The organism is Aequorivita sp. 609, assembly GCF_014212065.1.
Lineage (GTDB): Bacteria > Bacteroidota > Bacteroidia > Flavobacteriales > Flavobacteriaceae > Aequorivita > Aequorivita sinensis.
This window is the reverse complement of sequence record NZ_JACJVM010000018.1, coordinates 35,168-52,257: the sequence shown is the minus strand read 5'-3', so window position 1 is coordinate 52,257 and position 17,090 is coordinate 35,168. Positions and strand designations below refer to the sequence as shown.

Below are 17,090 nucleotides of genomic sequence, written 5' to 3'. Positions count from 1 at the left end.
AATCAGTTCACGCAGGACAATTTCTGTCGTATTTAAGAGCAATGAAAATTGATAGACCAAACATATGGGATTGAAAAAAACACTACAGCCAATAACTAAGCATTCGTGTGGTCGGTACGACACAACATAAATGCAGTGTTGACTGAACCAGTGTATGTCGGTTTGCCCTTATGGGGATTGGTCTAGTTTGGGATGGGTTTTTAGAAATTGATTTTTCTAATTTTCATTTTGGCACATCTTATATATTTTTGAAAATTATATTGCTTGCTATAACCCAATTATCCACTCAGCAAGCTTTAAAAATCGCATTCCAGAGAAATTTCATAAAATTCATGAAATACAGAAATATTAACCCTGCAACTGAAATTAAAAGAAAATTAGTGTAGTTTTGAGACAGACTGCCGTTGTAGGTAATTTTGAAAATGACAAAGAACATACTTTTAATACTTCTACTTATCTCAATCAAATCATATTGTCAAACAATCAACACTTCGGAATTGTATGGCGATTGGATTAAATATAAGATTGAGATGAAAGATGGCAGCAATTTAATTGACCGATTTTTGACTGATTCTTCATATGTAAATTACAGTTTTAAAAAACTGGAAATGTGCACAAATGGCAATCCAACTCATCGAGTAAACGAGGTTTGTTTTCCATACTCAATAAATCAAAATTTCATCAAAACATCTTCAACTTCTGGCTATGAAATTGAAAAAATAAAAAATGACACTCTCATACTTTGTGAATCGATTGGCGGAATAGACAATGACAAACTGAAAAGATTTTTTTTCGTCAAAGAACAAAAGCTGTTTAATGAAATTAAAGAAGCAAAAGGAGAAAGTAAAAATCATATTGCGAATGAATTTTACACACCAACTTTAAAGTCAAGTTTAATGCTAGAGTTAAACAATGCTTTTAAGAATAAACATAGTAACTTTAAAGCTAAAGGAGTTATAACCATTGATTTAAAAAACAAAAAAGTTAGCACTTTAATAAATTACTCTGATACTTCTGATTCAACTAAAATTAAACGAGTAAAAAAAGTAATTGACAAGTCTTATAAACTTTGGAATACAGAAAGATTTAAACACCTTGAAACTTTAGAAATGCCTTTTGTTTTAAAAGATGAAAAAACCAAGACTTTTCGTGGAATTTCAATGAAGTTTTTCACTGATTCTTTTTATCAATTAGACCATTTTTATGGAGGAGATACGAGAATAATTCAAGAAGCAGGAGAATATTTCAATAAAGCAATAAATGACTATCAAAATAAAGATTATGAGAGTTCAATAAAAAATTTTACAAAGAGCTATGAACTTGACCCAAAAAATATAGATGCGCTATATAATAGAGCTGCTATTTATTATGAAACTGGACAATTGGAATTAGCTTGTAAAGATTGGAATGAACTATCCGAACTCGGACAGAAAAGAGGAATAGAATTATTAAAAAATTACTGTAAAAAAACTACCTACAATAACTAAGCATTCGTGTGGTCGGTACGACCCAACATGAATGCAGTGTTGACTGAACCGGTGTATGTCGGTTTGTCCTTATGGGGATTGGTCTAGTTTGGGATGGGTTTTCAGGAGTCGGTTTTCCCTGATTTGGGATCGTTTAACTCAATTTTTGCTAAGGAATTATAGCGCTCTGTACATTTTGTAGTTTTTCTCCACTGTTTTTCAGGTTTGTTTGGTCGTTTACTTTCTTTTTGGCCATAGGAGTCCCGTTACGTCGGGATTCACGTTTTTTTATATAGGTCTGTTTAACTGTTTTTTGATTTGCTCTTGCCAGTGTAGCGGTGGCTCACGGGCTGTAAAAGTCGCAAAAGATAGCCGTGGCTTCGGCAGATGCCGGCTTGATGACCCTTGCCTACAACCTTAAACGACTCTTTAATCTCGGTGTAAAGTTCGATATAACGGCCGTTTGCGCTGCGCTCAATTCGTTTTTAGGGGTTATGTTGCTTGCTATAACCCAATTATCCACTCAGCAAGCTTTAAAAATCGCATTCCAGAGAAATTTTATAAAATTAATGAAATACGGAAATCTTAAACCTGAAACTGAATTTAAAAGAAAAATTAGTGTAGTTTTGAGACAGACTGCCGTTGTGCGTAATAACGAATGAAATCTAAAGAAGAAAAAGAATACGAAGAAAGAGTCAAAAGGCGAGTTTTGATTTTAAGAGACCTAATGAAGGAAGGAAAAATCAAGTTTGCCGAAAGTATGCGTGACGGCTTGGAAGAAAGTTTTTCTAAAGCAAGATTTGATAAAAACGGAGAACCTGACCTTTCAACAATTGATGGTCGTATACGCTCAATAGCTCTTGCTGCTGAGCATTTTGACCACAGAGACAAAATGAAAAGTGCTATTTCACTTCAACAAATTCAAGAAGGTTATTTCAATAGAATTCACGGAAATTTCAATCACTTCTATCAAATTATGATTGAAAAAGATGTTACACCGCATCAAGTAGCAAATGTCATAGCCTATGGTAAGCAGTCAATAGACCACTTGAATGAAGTAATAGAACCCATTCTAAAGGATCTCGAGGAATTTTGGGAATTAGTTGCAGAATCAGGCTATTTACATCTCGAAGATGATTATGAATCAATTAAGGCGGTTTTTGGCGGAGATTTATTTCCTTCAAATGAAGAAAACATAGCTTCAAAATGCGGAATATATACTGACACAATTATTCTTCCTTGTCCTTTTATTAGGTCAAGGCATATGTTCGAAGTCTGGACTAAAGAACAAAGAGTATACTATCTATTAAAACACGCTTTAAATATTTTACAATACAAAGAGCTTGCTCTTACTGAACTTGACAAACCAATAATAGCAATTCTTCCAGATAAGGAAATGATGGATGAGTTCGCTTATGAGAATATTTCTAAACTAGGTGAAAAAGATGCTCTTTACCATGCTCAAAAAGTCTTTGACAGAAAGTTTGAGAGTATGGAAGAACTAATAGAGTTTGGAAAAAGTTTAAATACCGTTGAAAAAGTCACAAATGAAATAAAAGACAAAAACCGAGTTTTATTTGATACAGAGTTTAAAGAATCTCTAGAACTTCAAATAAAGAATCAAATGGAAGGAGATTCTGCCAAAGCTTTAAGAACTGATAATCCTGGAATTATAGTTTCAATGATGGGATTTGGTAGAATGAGTGTTTGCAACGAACTTTTGCTAAAGTCCACAAAAGTTGGAGGAATTCCTTTAATTGATGCACCAACTTCTTGGGAATATTTTAAATGGAAATTAGAATATGATTCAGAAAGGACTTATCCAGAAAGGGATTTTGCTAAAATGCATATCGTTAAGGGATTAAATGGTCTAGACAATACCAGACTTCAATGGATTGGTAAAATACCACCCAAAGGACTAATCGAATTAAGAAAAAATGGTGCTATAAATGAGATTAGAGAAATTTTGTCTAAAGGAATTGATGAATTAGTATTGGCTAATGAATTTGATTTTACAACTACATCTCATAAAGTATTCAACAATCTAAATTTTGCGTTTAATCAACATCAAAAAAATATTGAGGAGCTCGTTAATAAAAAATGGAAAATTGCTGGAAAAGATTTCGGTTCTTGGCTTGTAATGGGTTCTGTAGAGATAGCTTCTGCTTGTTTAGGAACACCTTTATACGGCCTTTCGACAGTTGCTCTTAATCAATTAATGGATGCGCCAAAAATTAAAGATTTACCCAAAACGGTTGAAAAAATGAAAGAAATGGATAACGAAAGACGGAATTTGAAAAAATCACCTTTGGGATTAATGTTTAATTATAAAAAATAAATTACTACGCACAATAACTAAGCATTCGTGTGGTCGGTACGACCCAACATGAATGCAGTGTTGACTGAACCGGTGTATGTCGGTTTGCCCTTATGGGGATTGGTCTAGTTTGGGATGGGTTTTCAGGAGTCGGTTTTCCCTGATTTGGGATTGTTTACCTCAATTTTTGCTAAGGAATTATAGCGCACTGTACATTTTGTAGTTTTTCTCCACTGTTTTTCAGGTTTGTTTGGTCGTTTACTTTCTTTTTGGCCATAGGAGTCCCATTACGTCGGGATTCACGTTTTTTTATATAGGTCTGTTTAACTGTTTTTTGATTTGCTCTTGCCAGTGTAGCGGTGGCCCACGGGCGGTAAAAGTCGCAATGGTAACTCGTCTATTCTGGGACCAGAAGTGTTGAAAAAAAGGCTCAAAGGGCTTATGACTGAATTTTCGACCCTATTTGAAGTGATTTTGGCTTATATGGAAGGCTTTCTTTTACCTGATAAAAAATATCCATATTTAAGAATCGAAAATAATATCGTTTTAAAGCCGCTCTAGATAACAATGGATTCATTATTTTTAGTCCGAAGTGAGTTGATGCACAGACTCACGTTACGAATAATTTAAAATAGAGAGAATTGCATTGATAAAATAATATAGAAATCAAAAGTTATTGCAACTGACCCCATGGAATTATTTAGCTTGTTTAGATTATCTTCTCTGTGGATTCTCACATACTCCATATTTAAAGTCTATTTCACTTATAAAATGTTGGTAAATGCAGTGTTATCCAACTTTTAAAAATCCTTCCGCTTAGCTATTCTCCAGATAAAGAAAGTTGGAATAACAACCCAACACACTAGCATTACAAAAGACAAAATTACACCAAAACTGGTTCCGAAGAATTGTTGAAATACGGCTCCGGTGTATCCTAATAAAGCAGAAATGTCGAGTTTCAGTAGTATTAAAACTCTCGATAAATCCACTGGGTTTAGCATAGTGGCAAATAATGAGAATTTATCTAAAGGGTAGTCTTCAAAATACAACAGTGACATTAAAAATAATCCGTCGTAGATTACTGCCATAAAAAGCCAAAGTAAGATAGCATACCCAAAACCTTTGATTTTATTTTCGTTAGAGAGTGCTATAACAAAGGCTAAAGCGGTAAAAATAAAGGTAAGAAATCCACCAGTGATTAATAGTAATGAGAAATCCCAAATAGCACTACTATTAAAGATTCCATAAAAGGCAAATGGAAGTCCTAGCCCGATAATTAAACTCATTGCTAAGGAGGTGGCAACACCAAAGTACTGCCCTAAAAAAATAGAACTTCGCTTAATAGGTTGTGCTAAAAGAAGCTCAGTAAATTCGCGAGAATTGTAATAATACATCACACCAAAAATGGTTCCTATTAAAGGAACAAGGATGATGATAACGTTCATTAATGTTATCACTGCTTTTGATAAATCGTTGTTTAAAAACAATAGAACAATACCAAGCAGTAAATAAAACAGAAAGTATACGTAGCTCCAACGGCTGCGCATTAAATCGTAAAAACTATATTTTAGTATCTTAAGCATAACTTGCGGATAAAATAGAGGCTATTGCGTGTTCAAAATCTGGTTGTTCGGTCTTAGTTTTAAGTTCTGTGATACTACCTTTAAAGTAAATTTTGCCTTCTAATAGGAAAACAATTTCATCGGCAATTTCTTCCACGAAACTTAAAATATGAGAGGTTACAAGAATTGTTTTTCCCTTCTCCTTTTCGGCAAAAATTAAATTCTTCAATCTTAAATGAGAAATAGGATCTAGACCACTTGTAGGCTCATCCAGAATAATTAACGGACTGTCAAACATAAAAGTAAGCACTAAGTTTACTTTTTGTTTTGTTCCTCCAGAGAGGTTTACAAGCCGTTTATTCAAGAAAGGCTGCAGTTTAAACAAATCTATTAAAGCTTCGTCATGTGTTGCCTTAGTAGCCCTTAGGTCTTTAATCATCTCTATAAGCTCACTTACCTTCAAATTTCCAGGGAAATTGGCTATTTGTGGTAAATAGTCAATCTTATCGCGATATTTAAAATTGTTTTTTAAAGATTCTCCATTAAAGAGAATTTCACCTGAATCTGGTATTACCATCCCAAGAATAGCTTTTATAAGTGTAGTTTTCCCTGAACCATTCGGACCGAGAATGGAAAATATTCCACCTTCACCTATAGAAAGGTCAATGCCTTTTAGCACTTCGTTTTTGCCAAATTTTTTATGTAAATCCTTAATTTCTATCATGATCTATACGTTTCATTTTTGGATTTTCATCCAATAAATCGTCTGGAGTAAATACTGGAGATACTTTTTCTGAAAAGTCTATTATGTCTATAAATAGGCTGCGCATTAAAATTATCGTTTCTGGAGTTCGGTTTACTATATATGAAAACAGTTTTACAGGTCGATAAGGAACATCTCCTATACCGTTTTTATTGAGGTCGTAACCGGTATAATTACTCCAAAAATTATTGTCGAATTTATTGTCATTAATACGTCCGTTATAGGATATATCGAATGAATTATACAGAAAGTTATTATTTATTACATGGTTTTGATAGCAGGCACCTTTCACTTTTAAAGCATACCCATTACTCGTAAAATCGTTGTTAGAATATTCCAAACGATTACTTCCCTCTACCGTAATTCCAACAGTATTTTCGAAGAATAAATTGTTTTTTATGTTGGCGTCGTTTACTTCTTTTAACAATAAACCATAAGCCGCTGTTCCCCAGTTTTTCTGAATAATATTATTTTCAACTTGCATAAATTTTGAAAACATCAATGCTATTCCTGCACCATTAGTTTCAAAAGTATTATTGATTACATAGTTGTTGTTACTGAACATAAAGTGAAGTCCGTATCGAACGTTGTTCTTACTAAAATTATCCTTTATGGTTATATTATCTGAGAATTCTAGATAAATCCCATCGCGAACATTTTGCACATCATTACCTATAACCTCAACATTTTTGCAATACCATAAATGAACTGCATTTCCAGAGTTAAACTCAGTCACAGCTTCTCCCCTAACCTTGTTATTTAAAACTTTACCGTCGTTAGATTTTTGAAGGTAAATTCCGAAGAAAAGCTTTTCGAGTTCCAAATTCTGAATAAGAAAACCCGTGCTATTTACAACTCGTACCGCAGCATAATCTGTGGTGTAGCTTACGCCTACGTTTATAATTTTAAATCCGTCTATGGTAACGTTGTCTGTACCAATGGTAATTATCTCTCCTTTTTCTTCTCCATCTATAGTAGGAAGATCTTCACCAATAAGCGTAATACCTTTATCAATTTTAATATTAGCTTCTTTATAAACACCTTTTTTCACCAAAATAGTATCCCCTTCCGATGCTTGTTTAACAGCCTCTTTTATAGACTTCACTGGGCAGGTAGCGCATACAGTAATTGTTTGCGACCATAGATTTGTAAGGGAAAACAAGGAAATAAAAAGGAATAATATGTAGAATTTGTTTTTCAAAATTTTATTAGAATTTAGCAATACTAAGCCTGTAACTCAATCGATTTAAGAATTAAAAAAATGACTTCTGCAAGGCTTCATAGCGCCGTAAAGCTGATAAAAAACTGCTGAAGTCATTTTCTATTTCAACTTTAAGTGTTTCTGAATATCATCCCAACTATATATTTTACCAGTAAACTTTTCTTGTGCATTTTGAGCCTCTTCGGTATTTGCAAATGCAGATAGGTTTGCCCCCATAGGACTTTGCAAGTTTTCACTCACCAAATATGAAGCGTTTGAAGCATCAATCAATTCACCTGGACTATTTAGGTTAGCTACTATTTTATGCGCCATTTCTGTGTCCTTAAATTCATCTTGTAAGGAATGAACCATACACTCAATAGCATCATATTTATAAACTTTACCTTTAGCCGTAACCATTTGTGAAGCGTGCTGTCTATCTACAATAGTCATATCGCAGTAATGACAAGCATCTGATCCATAATTAATGGGCTGCGGGCTAACATTACAAGATACAAATAGCAATGAAATTAAAAATAATTGTATGATTTTCATGATTATATAAGTTTATAAGTTTACGATTTCCGTTCCCTATAAAATCGGGAACTCGACCTGTATTCCTCTTTATCATTTTTCTCACATTGAATGCGAGTTATAAAGGAGAAGCTTTATTTATTATATTCTTTTTTTCCTACAAAGAAGGCTACTACAGTTAGTAACATCCCAATAAAGATCATATAGGCCCCTACTCCTGGCCAAGAATCTACATCGAAATTCAACATTTTTTGATAACCAATAAGTGGTGGTTTATAGGTCATAGGAGTACCGTCTAGATTTTCCAATTTCATAATAGCTTTTGGGTCGAGATCAGTTCCGTAGTCTATTAGCCACAGGTTAAAATCGTACATTCCTAATAAACCGAGAATAGACATAACAATAAACCAGCCCAAGAACCATTTATAACTTAGTTTTCCTAGGAAGCCAAGAATACCGATGATTACTCCAAGGGCTATCATAAGTCCGACAACTTTTGGAAACACATCAAACTCCCACATTTCTTCTACTTTAGGGATTGGCTTCATCCCGATATAGTGGTTAAGTCCGTCAATATTTTGAATATCAAATTCTTCAACCCCTTGAATTCCTTGAATGTAAATATCCATTCCTAACGGATCTGGGTATTGTGGTGCACCAAGCATAATATTCCACAATGGGAATTTAAATAGACCCAATAATAGCAAGGAGCCAATTATCATTATTATTCCTGCTTTTTTCATTTTTTTAGAGATTTGAGATATTAGATGTGAGATGTGAGATGTGAGATGTGAGAAGAATAAATTTTAGAATTTAACATCTTTAAAAAAGACGGGGGAAATCAACAACCCCCGTCTTCACTGAAAATACTACTAATCACTAATATGTATTTTCACTACTAAAAACATCTTTTAATCTTCACCTAAAGTCCAAGACAATTCAATATCCGAATCAGCTGGGCTAACTCGTACATATCCTTGCATTTCTTGGTGAAGTGCAGAACAGAAGTCGGTACAATAGAATGGCCATACACCTACTTGTTTTGGTTCCCAAACTAAAGTTTCGGTTGCTCCTGGCATAATTAGCATTTCGGCATTATTTGCACCAATTACTGCGAAACCGTGAGGTACATCAAAGTCTTGTTCGTGGTTTGTAATATGGAAATATACTTTGTCACCCACTTTTACACCTTCAATATTATCAGGGTTAAAGTGACTTCTAATCATATTCATATAAATATGAACTTCTTTTCCATCGCGCTCTACTCTAACATCGCTGTTGTCTAGTACTGCATATTTGTGTTTGTTTTCTGCTAATTTGAAAATCTTTCTAGACTTCGGAGCAACCATTTCTGCAGGAATAGCAGCTGCGTAGTGAGGTTCACCAATAGTTGGAAAGTCTAACAGTAATTCCATTTTATCTCCAGTGATATCAAATAATTGAGCAGACTGAGTTAGCTCAGGACCAGTTGGCAAGTATCTGTCTTTTGTAATTTTGTTTAAGGCTACAAAGTATTTTCCAAATGGCTTACGTGAGTTTCCTCCAGGAATCATCCCGTGACCTACAGAATAGAATACTGGTTGACGGTCTAATACTTCCCAAGTTCCTACTTTCCATTTTACAACTTCAGAAGAAATAAAGAAGGTAGTATAAGCATTTCCTTTTCCATCAAATTCAGTGTGTAATGGTCCTAATCCTGGTTGTTTTACAACTCCAGCAAGAATATCCTCGAAGTTTAGAATTGGAATACCATAAGCTTCTCCATCAAATTTCTTGTTTTCGATTGCATCAAGCATTTTAGTAAAACTGTGAACAGTTAAATCAGCCGAAAGTTTTCCGTTACCGATAATGTATTCTCCAGTAGGATCTACGTCACATCCGTGAGGAGATTTTGGAGTTGGCAGGAAGTAAACTGCTCCTGGCACTTCTAATGGATCTACAGTAAGAACCTCATCAATCATAGTAGAAGTTGCAGTATGCGTATGCTCATCTAAGATGTTGTGTGCATATCTTGCAGGTACCTTTTTACCACCACCATTATTTACGTATTCTTCAATTTTTTTCCAGTTTACAGCCGCAATAAAGTCTTTATCGTTTTGTGAAGCGTTTACTTCCAATAAAGAGTGAGCTTCTTCAGTATTATATGTAGTAAAGAAGAACCAACCATGACTCTTATCACGTCCTGGGTGAGAAAGATCGTAGTTAAATCCAGGCATCATTAGCTGGAATTTAATATTCATTCTTCCTGTTTCTTGATCTACTTTAATAAAAGTTAAGGCACCTTTAAAATTACCCTTGTATTCATTAATAGACATATCTTTCTGAGGCACTGGCACAGAGAAACGTGTTCCTGCAACTACATACTCAGTATTTTCAGTAATAAATGAAGAACTGTGGTTACCCGCACTATTTGGGATTTCAATAATTTCTTCAGTTTTAAAACTTTCTAAACCTATACGAGCGATACGCGGAGTGTTGTTTCCATTAATAAATATCCAACGTCCATCTAGTACTCCTTCAGTTTGAGAAATATCAGGGTGGTGAGAGTCATCCCAAGGTACAAACCCGAAAGATGTATTTAACATCGGTTTAGTTTCTTCAGTATATCCCCAACCATTTTCTGGGTTTTGAGAGAATACTGGAAGTACTTTTAACAAACGCCCTGATGGTAGACCGTACACACCTAGTTGTCCACTAAATCCTCCAGACATAAATCCGTAGAATTCGTCATGCTCTCCGGGAGCCACATACACCCTTTCAGCAGCATTGGTTGCCAAACCTCCTTGGCCTCCACTTTTGCTCTTTTTTGTTCCGCCATCATTACAGCTAACCAAACCGGCTACCATAATTGCGGAGATTAAAATATTAATTGATTTTTTCATTGGTCTATTATTTAAATTACATTGTTTTAAAACTAATTTGCCATTAAGAATACCTTATCTACTACATGCACCATTCCGTGTCGGTCAGACGTTTATGCTTAGTATTAGGATTGTATAGAATTACAGCTTTACTTTTAAGAACCCCTGCAGAACTTACAGCTCTGCAAGGGAAATCTGGTTAGTTATCTAATACTATAGAGTTCTAAAATATTCTAGTATTTGTCTTGCTTCTTCTTCAGTTAAGCTCTGATTGGCCATTGGCGAACCGTTAAACTCTTGTAATAAAGCTTTTGCTAAAGGGTCGTTTTGAACCATTCCTTCTGGATCAAGTATCATATTCATTACCCACTCTGGAGTACGTCTTTCAAGAATTCCTGTTGGAGCTGGACCAATAAACTTTTTGTCAACTTTGTGACAAGCCATACATTTTGATTTAAATAGATCTAAACCTTTGGCAGCCATTGCATCGTCAACCTCAGCAGAAAGATCTACGTTTTTAATAGGACCAATTCCTTTATTAGTAAGGTCTATTGTTTCAGAAGGCTTAACAGTTGAAGTTGGTGTTTCTTTTGGAGTCTCAGTTGGAGCTGGTTTTTGACCAATTTGAATTCCTTCTTTCTTTTTCTCTTCTTTTCCACCGCAACTTACTAGGAGTAATATTACGAGTGCAGCCATCGATTTAATTATGTTTTTCATAGTTGTTAGAATTAAATTATAGAACAAATGTATTTTATAATGGAGGCTTGTAAAATGACATTTATCATATTTACGACCTTTTGGTCATTTATTGTAAAATTAAATGTCTTCGGTAAATTATGTTGTAATTTAAAAATTGAAAATCTAAATATTAATGACATTAATCATTCTTTAAAACAATCATTGTCTATATATTTGAGTAAAGAATAGCTTATGAAAAATATACTCTTACCTACAGACTTTTCTAAAAATTCAAAAAATGCAATCGAATACTCATTGAAGCTTTTTGAAGGAGAAACTGTTACATTTCATATTCTAAATTCACAAAAACCAACAGGATATATAACTGCAGATGTTTTATATGGCGCTGCAGGAGATTCAGTTTATGATGGGATTTTAGACGATAATAAAAAGGAACTTGAAAAGTTGATTCGCCATTGTGAATCGCAATCTGAAAATGAAAACTTCACTTTTGTCCCGAAAATTGATTTCGACAATATAGTTGATGCCGTAAATCAAGCAGTAAGTTTAAATAATATTGAACTTATTATCATGGGCACAAATGGAGCAACTGGAGCTGAAGAAGTTGTATTTGGCAGTAATACATTAAAACTAATTAGAAAAGCAAACTGTCCAGTTTTAGCAATTCCAGAAGGATATGTCTATAATAAAATTGAATCCGTTTTACTATCTGTAAATTATCAGTATGAACTTAAAACTGATGCTTTAGCAGTAATTTTAGATATAGTTCGAAAACACGATTCAACCCTAAAAATATTGGAAATAGAAGAAAACAATGTAGAAGTTAATTCACCAAAAGGTAATTATATCGATCTTTTTAAAGGAATAAATATAGAGCGTTTTTGTATTAAGAATATTCCTTCTGCTGTTGCGATTGATGCCTTTACACAATTAATTCCTGTTCAACTTCACGCTATGTTTGTAGAGAGAAAAAGTTTGTTAGACCGTTTTATATTTGGCTCAGAAACTTCCAAAATCAGCTACAGTTCTAAGGTTCCTCTGTTGATATTTAGAAATTGATTTTAAGAAATCTACCTTAAAATTAGCAGGTTGTTCTTTTTAAGTGCTTGCATCAGAGTATTTACATAATCTCGAATTGAAGTAGCTGCAGTAGGAGGATTTACTATGTCTATTTTCCCTCTCCATATTAAATCGTTGTTCCTACCTGGGCAAAGACAAAACAAGGATGTTTCTGTATTATAAACTGGATAATCTTCAACTTGGTCATTTTCATAAACTACTCTATTTTCATTGTAGTAATCATTAAATGACTGAAAAGATCTTGTAAGATTTCTATAAGATTGCGCCATAGTAACCTTATTCTCCTGCCCTACTATTTTTGACAAGAGTACTGCATCAAAACTTTCGTTTAATAATTGCATTTTAAGATTTTCTAAATTCTCTTCAGTTTGATCAATGTCGTTCACATTACTTTCAAAATAATCCACACTTTTAACTGCTATTATATTTTCATCTTTCAAAGCTTTTACTAGACTGTATTCAAATTGGCGTTGCAAACCACCATCCGGGGTTAAACCCACTACCAATACCTTTTGAGCTTGGAAATTCGGGCTCTCCTTATTAATGTATTCTTCTACCAAGCGACTACTCGAGCAACTAGCAAAAAGAATTACCAATACCAAAGGAAAAACTATGTTTTTCATCAAATTAAAATTAGAAAGGCAATATCAATATCTATACTAGCCTTATGTAAATATACGCTTCTCTTTTTTAAATTAATTGAAAATAAAATAGATGGAATAAAAATATGTGGTTTCAATAAACCTGAATATGATTATAATCATAACTTTTTGATATAAAAATCCCGTGATTTGTTAAAAGTTAAATTTTCAAACAGTTAAACATGAAAAATCAAAAAATATAAATATTATGAAAAATACAATTTTATCATTAGCAATCATTTCAGCTTTATTAGTGAGCTGTAACGAAACAAAAACAAAAGATGTAACTACTAGTATTGAAGAAATGCACGAGCACGATACTTCCAATTCGCACGCTAACCACGAAGAAGTAGCTGCCGAAATGCATTCTTTAAACAATGCTTGGGTAGATGAAATAAAACTAGACAACGGCGATAAGTGGGAAGCAAATATTGAAACTACTGAAGGAGTAAATAAAATGTTGGATATGCTTAAGTCTACTGAAACTAAAACCACTGAGGGGTACCACGCTTTAGCTTCTAACTTAAATGAAGTAAAAAACTTCGTTGTTAAGGAGTGTACTATGGAAGGACCATCTCACGATAATTTACACGTATTCTTACATCCGCTAATCGAGAAAATTGAAGCTTTAGGAAAGGTTACAACTGTAGACGAAGGTGTAAAAATCAAGAAAAGTATTAAGGAAAATCTAGATGGATATTTTAACTATTTTGAATAGGGCAATAAGCATATTTTAAAATAATTCAAAGTCTTCATTAGCTTAAACACTTAATGGAATTACCTAGCGGGAATTAACATCTTGCTATTTAAAACATTTAACCTATAAAGCTTATTTAATATTCTATAAACTCAAATGATATTCAGTAAAATCACAAAATAGACATTATAATTATCAAATTTTGAATATGTTGTAAACAGACAGATTCATATTGAATTGTATGAGTAGAAGTTCTACATTTCTAAATAACGTTTGTTTGAAGGATTTTTTACAGATATTTAGAGTAATATAATACTATGGGGAAAATGGATATAAAAATAGAAAAATTCAACGGTGACATTGAAGAGTTTAAAGTTGAAAAATTAAAAAATTCACTTAGAAGGAGTAAGGCTTCTGAAAGCGAAATAGATCAGGTAGTTGATAAGATTATGCCTACGCTTTACGACGGAATGAAGTCTAAAGAAATTTACAAAACAGCGTATTCTATACTAAAAAAACTCAACCGCGTTTCAGCTTCTAAATATAGTCTAAAACGGGCTATTTTAGATTTAGGTCCCACAGGATTCCCTTTTGAAAGTTTAATTGGCGCCGTTCTGAAGCACCATGGTTATACAACACAAGTTGGAATTACTTTACAAGGTGAATGTATAACACACGAAGTTGATGTTCTAGCTGAGAAAGATGGTAATGCTTACACTGTAGAATGTAAATTTCATGCAGATCCTAGGGCTGTAAGTAATGTAATAGTGCCGCTATATATTAACTCTCGATTTTTAGATATTCAAAGGCGATGGAACAATGATCCTGAGAAAAAATCTCATTTAAAACAAGGATGGTTAGTTACTAACACACGTTTTTCGAAAGACGCGATTGATTATTCCGAATGTGTTGGACTGCATTTAATGAGTTGGGATTATCCTGATAACAATGGAATTAAACACAATATAGATAAATATACCCTCTACCCTATTACAACGCTAACAACTTTGACAAAGAAGGAAAAGCATCTTCTTATCGAAAAAAATGTTATTCTAACTAAAGAATTATACGAGTCTTCTTATTTACTTAAAAAAATAGGACTCTCCCCAATACGACAGAAAAGGGTTCTAAGTGAAATAAAAAAGCTGTGTAATCTTTAATAAAGAAAGGTTACACAGCTTTTTCCATTATATTTTCTAGTAAACATTATCGATTAGAATCTATCGATATATTTTGAATTAATTCATAAACTTCAGGCGCCCTGCTATTTAGCCTAACTGGTTTCCAGCTTTTATCCAACCACATATGCAGGGATGTTCCAGATGCCAGAAGTTCTCCTTCAGGTTCTCCCTCTATATTTTCATCTAAAGACAAAGGCGTACCTGCTTTTCCTAGTCGTCTTGCTTCATAATAGAATTCTAATCTAACGGCGGATTGACTTTTTATCTTTGTAAATATCCCGATAGCCTCATCGTAAAGTGCGGGTTTATGATATTTAACTTGAACATCTAAAACAGGCAGCATTAAGCCCATACTTTCCATTTTGCTGTAAGGAAGCCCATTGGAACGCATCATTTCTGTACGACCAATTTCAAACCAAGTGACGTAATTGGCGTGATGTACCACTCCCATTTGGTCTGTTTGCTTATAGTGAACTCTTAAATTGTGCTTGTGCCAGAATTCTTTCATAGTTTATCTTTAAAATAACAGCCGAAAAAGGATAGAACCTAACTAATAATTCAACTTTTTTAAAATTAGTGATGAGCTTTTTCAAGGCTGAAACAAAATTAGAAATTTAAAAAACTAATAACCATCACAATTTGAAAATAGATTTGAGAATGCAGAATAGATTCAAAACGTTTCTGACATCCAATCAAATCACTTCAAAATAAATCATTTACACTAAGATTTCCTTAACATCAAATAGCTTAGGAATTGAAACCTTCCAACCATAAGTATCTTGAAGTTTTAGGCGAAGAACATCTTGTGCTGTGGGCTCTCCGTGAATTAAAAATGTTTGCTCTGGTATGTTTTTAATTTCACTCGTCCAATTTAAAAGCCCTTGCTGATCTGCGTGGGCGGAAAGACTTTCAATATGGTGTATATCTGCCTTCACGGGGTGATATTTTCCAAAGAATTTTAATTCGTGAGCTCCTTCTAACATCTGTCGCCCACGAGTACCTTCAGCTTGGTAACCAACTAACAAAACGGAAGTATTTGTTTTATCGATCATTTGTTTTAGATACGTTAATACTCTACCTCCAGTAACCATTCCACTTCCAGCAATAACTACCTTGGGTTGCGAGTTATCAATTGTTTCCCAAGTTTCTTTATAGGATGTAATTATATTCATCCTTTTACTCATTGCATTAAAATCTTTCATTGGTATTTTGTGCCAGTCTGAAAAATTCTGAAATACCGATAGCACATTATTTCCCATTGGGCTATCAATAAATATTGGAATGTTTGGAATTCGGTTTTCATTGTACAACTTCCAAAGCAAAAACATCAAAGTCTGTAGCCGTTCTACTGCAAATGATGGAATAATAAGATTTCCCCTATTGTGAATAGTCTTAGTGATGAGTTCTACCAATTTATCTGAAACACTTTCTTGCGGATGAAGTTTATTTCCATAGGTGCTTTCAATAAATAGATAGTCGGCCCATTCTGGTTTTTCGGGTGGAGAGAGCAATAAATCGTGTTCGCGACCAATATCTCCAGAGAAGACAAAAGTTTTACCGAAAATATCTAATTCAATAAAAGTAGCTCCAATTATATGCCCGTTATATTTAAATCTATATTTAATATTTTCTGAAAGTTGAATCCATTGGTCTCTTTCTTCCGATTGGAAAAAGCCTAAGGTAACCTCAGCTTCTTGTAAAGTGTAAAATGGCTCGGCAGGTGTATGTTTAGAATATCCTTCTTCATTTGCCCTTTCAGCTTCTTCCTCGTGAATTTTGGCACTGTCTAGCAATATAATTTTTGCGATTGCTAAAGTAGGTGCAGTTCCAATAATCTTACCTCTATATCCATTTTTCACCAAACGCGGTAAATATCCTGTATGGTCTAAATGCCCATGCGTTAATAATACAACGTCTATTGCAGAAATAGCTATAGGTAAATCTTGCCAGTTTTTCTCCCGCATCTCCTTTACCCCTTGAAACATTCCACAGTCAATTAAAATATTTTGCTCTGGAGTTTCAATATAAAACTTAGAACCTGTTACCGTTCCAGTTGCACCTAAAAAATGAACTTTTATCTTTTGCATA

At 33.8% G+C, this 17,090-nt stretch carries 17 protein-coding genes; 7 read left to right on the top strand and 10 right to left on the bottom strand.

All coding sequences use genetic code 11. The features are described 5' to 3' along the window. Positions 1-388: 388 nt before the first annotated feature. The 4 genes from H4O20_RS15160 (at position 389) to H4O20_RS07850 (ending at position 3,804) form a co-directional block, all read left to right on the top strand. On the top strand, positions 389-517 hold the full coding sequence (locus H4O20_RS15160) for a hypothetical protein (protein WP_260402660.1): 129 nt from the start codon (positions 389-391) through the stop codon (positions 515-517). Positions 518-530: 13 nt separating this feature from the next. Further along, positions 531-1,487, top strand: a complete 957-nt coding sequence (locus H4O20_RS07860) for a tetratricopeptide repeat protein (protein ID WP_185098845.1) — start codon at positions 531-533, stop codon at positions 1,485-1,487. Between the two features lie 353 nt (positions 1,488-1,840). Next, positions 1,841-2,128, top strand: a complete 288-nt coding sequence (locus H4O20_RS07855) for a hypothetical protein (RefSeq protein WP_185098844.1) — start codon at positions 1,841-1,843, stop codon at positions 2,126-2,128. Further along, the gene (locus tag H4O20_RS07850) at positions 2,125-3,804 is read left to right on the top strand and encodes a hypothetical protein (protein WP_185098843.1); all 1,680 of its coding nucleotides are present in this window, start codon (positions 2,125-2,127) and stop codon (positions 3,802-3,804) included. Before H4O20_RS07855 ends, H4O20_RS07850 begins: the two co-directional genes overlap by 4 nt. A 779-nt stretch (positions 3,805-4,583) precedes the next feature. Here H4O20_RS07850 and H4O20_RS07845 read toward each other — a convergent pair. The 7 genes from H4O20_RS07845 to H4O20_RS07815 all read right to left on the bottom strand — a co-directional run bounded on the left by H4O20_RS07845 (position 4,584) and on the right by H4O20_RS07815 (position 11,421). Beyond that, positions 4,584-5,366: an ABC transporter permease gene (locus H4O20_RS07845; RefSeq protein WP_185098842.1), complete on the bottom strand. Its 783-nt coding sequence runs from the start codon at positions 5,364-5,366 to the stop codon at positions 4,584-4,586. After that, positions 5,359-6,069, bottom strand: coding sequence for an ABC transporter ATP-binding protein (locus H4O20_RS07840; RefSeq protein ID WP_139856519.1), 711 nt, complete (start codon positions 6,067-6,069; stop codon positions 5,359-5,361). Before H4O20_RS07840 ends, H4O20_RS07845 begins: the two co-directional genes overlap by 8 nt. Continuing rightward, a complete protein-coding gene (locus H4O20_RS07835) occupies positions 6,056-7,312 on the bottom strand; it encodes a nitrous oxide reductase family maturation protein NosD (RefSeq protein WP_241836899.1) in 1,257 nt (418 codons plus the stop codon). The genes H4O20_RS07840 and H4O20_RS07835 overlap by 14 nt, the downstream gene beginning before the upstream one ends. A gap of 117 nt (positions 7,313-7,429) precedes the next feature. Continuing rightward, on the bottom strand, positions 7,430-7,864 hold the full coding sequence (locus tag H4O20_RS07830; protein WP_185098841.1) for a nitrous oxide reductase accessory protein NosL: 435 nt from the start codon (positions 7,862-7,864) through the stop codon (positions 7,430-7,432). A gap of 113 nt (positions 7,865-7,977) precedes the next feature. Next, a complete protein-coding gene (locus H4O20_RS07825) occupies positions 7,978-8,586 on the bottom strand; it encodes a hypothetical protein (protein ID WP_139856517.1) in 609 nt (202 codons plus the stop codon). Positions 8,587-8,754: 168 nt separating this feature from the next. Further along, positions 8,755-10,725: a Sec-dependent nitrous-oxide reductase gene (nosZ, locus tag H4O20_RS07820; RefSeq protein ID WP_185098840.1), complete on the bottom strand. Its 1,971-nt coding sequence runs from the start codon at positions 10,723-10,725 to the stop codon at positions 8,755-8,757. A gap of 192 nt (positions 10,726-10,917) precedes the next feature. After that, positions 10,918-11,421, bottom strand: coding sequence for a c-type cytochrome (locus H4O20_RS07815; protein ID WP_185098839.1), 504 nt, complete (start codon positions 11,419-11,421; stop codon positions 10,918-10,920). A gap of 213 nt (positions 11,422-11,634) precedes the next feature. Between H4O20_RS07815 and H4O20_RS07810 the strand changes: the two genes are divergently transcribed. After that, positions 11,635-12,462 (top strand): universal stress protein, encoded by an 828-nt coding sequence (locus tag H4O20_RS07810; protein WP_185098838.1) that lies wholly within the window; start codon positions 11,635-11,637, stop codon positions 12,460-12,462. Positions 12,463-12,473: 11 nt separating this feature from the next. Here H4O20_RS07810 and H4O20_RS07805 read toward each other — a convergent pair whose 3' ends face one another. Next, positions 12,474-13,106 (bottom strand): hypothetical protein, encoded by a 633-nt coding sequence (locus H4O20_RS07805; RefSeq protein WP_185098837.1) that lies wholly within the window; start codon positions 13,104-13,106, stop codon positions 12,474-12,476. 226 nt (positions 13,107-13,332) lie between these two features. On the opposite strand from H4O20_RS07805, the gene H4O20_RS07800 reads away from it, so the two are divergent. Both H4O20_RS07800 and H4O20_RS07795 read left to right on the top strand, forming a co-directional pair. Then, positions 13,333-13,842: a hypothetical protein gene (locus H4O20_RS07800; protein ID WP_185098836.1), complete on the top strand. Its 510-nt coding sequence runs from the start codon at positions 13,333-13,335 to the stop codon at positions 13,840-13,842. A 305-nt stretch (positions 13,843-14,147) separates the two neighbouring features. Next, on the top strand, positions 14,148-14,981 hold the full coding sequence (locus H4O20_RS07795; RefSeq protein WP_306785642.1) for an ATP cone domain-containing protein: 834 nt from the start codon (positions 14,148-14,150) through the stop codon (positions 14,979-14,981). Positions 14,982-15,027: 46 nt separating this feature from the next. Here H4O20_RS07795 and H4O20_RS07790 read toward each other — a convergent pair whose 3' ends face one another. Together H4O20_RS07790 and H4O20_RS07785 are read right to left on the bottom strand one after the other, a co-directional pair. Next, positions 15,028-15,510, bottom strand: coding sequence for a thioesterase family protein (locus H4O20_RS07790; RefSeq protein ID WP_165150185.1), 483 nt, complete (start codon positions 15,508-15,510; stop codon positions 15,028-15,030). 208 nt (positions 15,511-15,718) lie between these two features. Further along, on the bottom strand, positions 15,719-17,089 hold the full coding sequence (locus tag H4O20_RS07785) for an MBL fold metallo-hydrolase RNA specificity domain-containing protein (protein ID WP_185098834.1): 1,371 nt from the start codon (positions 17,087-17,089) through the stop codon (positions 15,719-15,721). Between the last annotated feature and the right edge of the window lies 1 nt (position 17,090).

Bases quoted from the DNA above. Each gene is read 5' to 3' on its own strand.
- H4O20_RS07840 (WP_139856519.1), bottom strand. From the start codon at position 6,069: ATGATAGAAATTAAGGATTTACATAAAAAATTTGGCAAAAACGAAGTG.
- H4O20_RS07795 (WP_306785642.1), top strand. From the start codon at position 14,148: ATGGATATAAAAATAGAAAAATTCAACGGTGACATTGAAGAGTTTAAA.
- H4O20_RS07800 (WP_185098836.1), top strand. From the start codon at position 13,333: ATGAAAAATACAATTTTATCATTAGCAATCATTTCAGCTTTATTAGTG.
- H4O20_RS07830 (WP_185098841.1), bottom strand. From the start codon at position 7,864: ATGAAAATCATACAATTATTTTTAATTTCATTGCTATTTGTATCTTGT.
- H4O20_RS07785 (WP_185098834.1), bottom strand. From the start codon at position 17,089: ATGCAAAAGATAAAAGTTCATTTTTTAGGTGCAACTGGAACGGTAACA.
- H4O20_RS07810 (WP_185098838.1), top strand. From the start codon at position 11,635: ATGAAAAATATACTCTTACCTACAGACTTTTCTAAAAATTCAAAAAAT.
- H4O20_RS07815 (WP_185098839.1), bottom strand. From the start codon at position 11,421: ATGAAAAACATAATTAAATCGATGGCTGCACTCGTAATATTACTCCTA.
- H4O20_RS07805 (WP_185098837.1), bottom strand. From the start codon at position 13,106: ATGAAAAACATAGTTTTTCCTTTGGTATTGGTAATTCTTTTTGCTAGT.
- H4O20_RS07790 (WP_165150185.1), bottom strand. From the start codon at position 15,510: ATGAAAGAATTCTGGCACAAGCACAATTTAAGAGTTCACTATAAGCAA.
- H4O20_RS07860 (WP_185098845.1), top strand. From the start codon at position 531: ATGAAAGATGGCAGCAATTTAATTGACCGATTTTTGACTGATTCTTCA.
- H4O20_RS07850 (WP_185098843.1), top strand. From the start codon at position 2,125: ATGAAATCTAAAGAAGAAAAAGAATACGAAGAAAGAGTCAAAAGGCGA.
- H4O20_RS07825 (WP_139856517.1), bottom strand. From the start codon at position 8,586: ATGAAAAAAGCAGGAATAATAATGATAATTGGCTCCTTGCTATTATTG.
- nosZ (WP_185098840.1), bottom strand. From the start codon at position 10,725: ATGAAAAAATCAATTAATATTTTAATCTCCGCAATTATGGTAGCCGGT.
- H4O20_RS07845 (WP_185098842.1), bottom strand. From the start codon at position 5,366: ATGCTTAAGATACTAAAATATAGTTTTTACGATTTAATGCGCAGCCGT.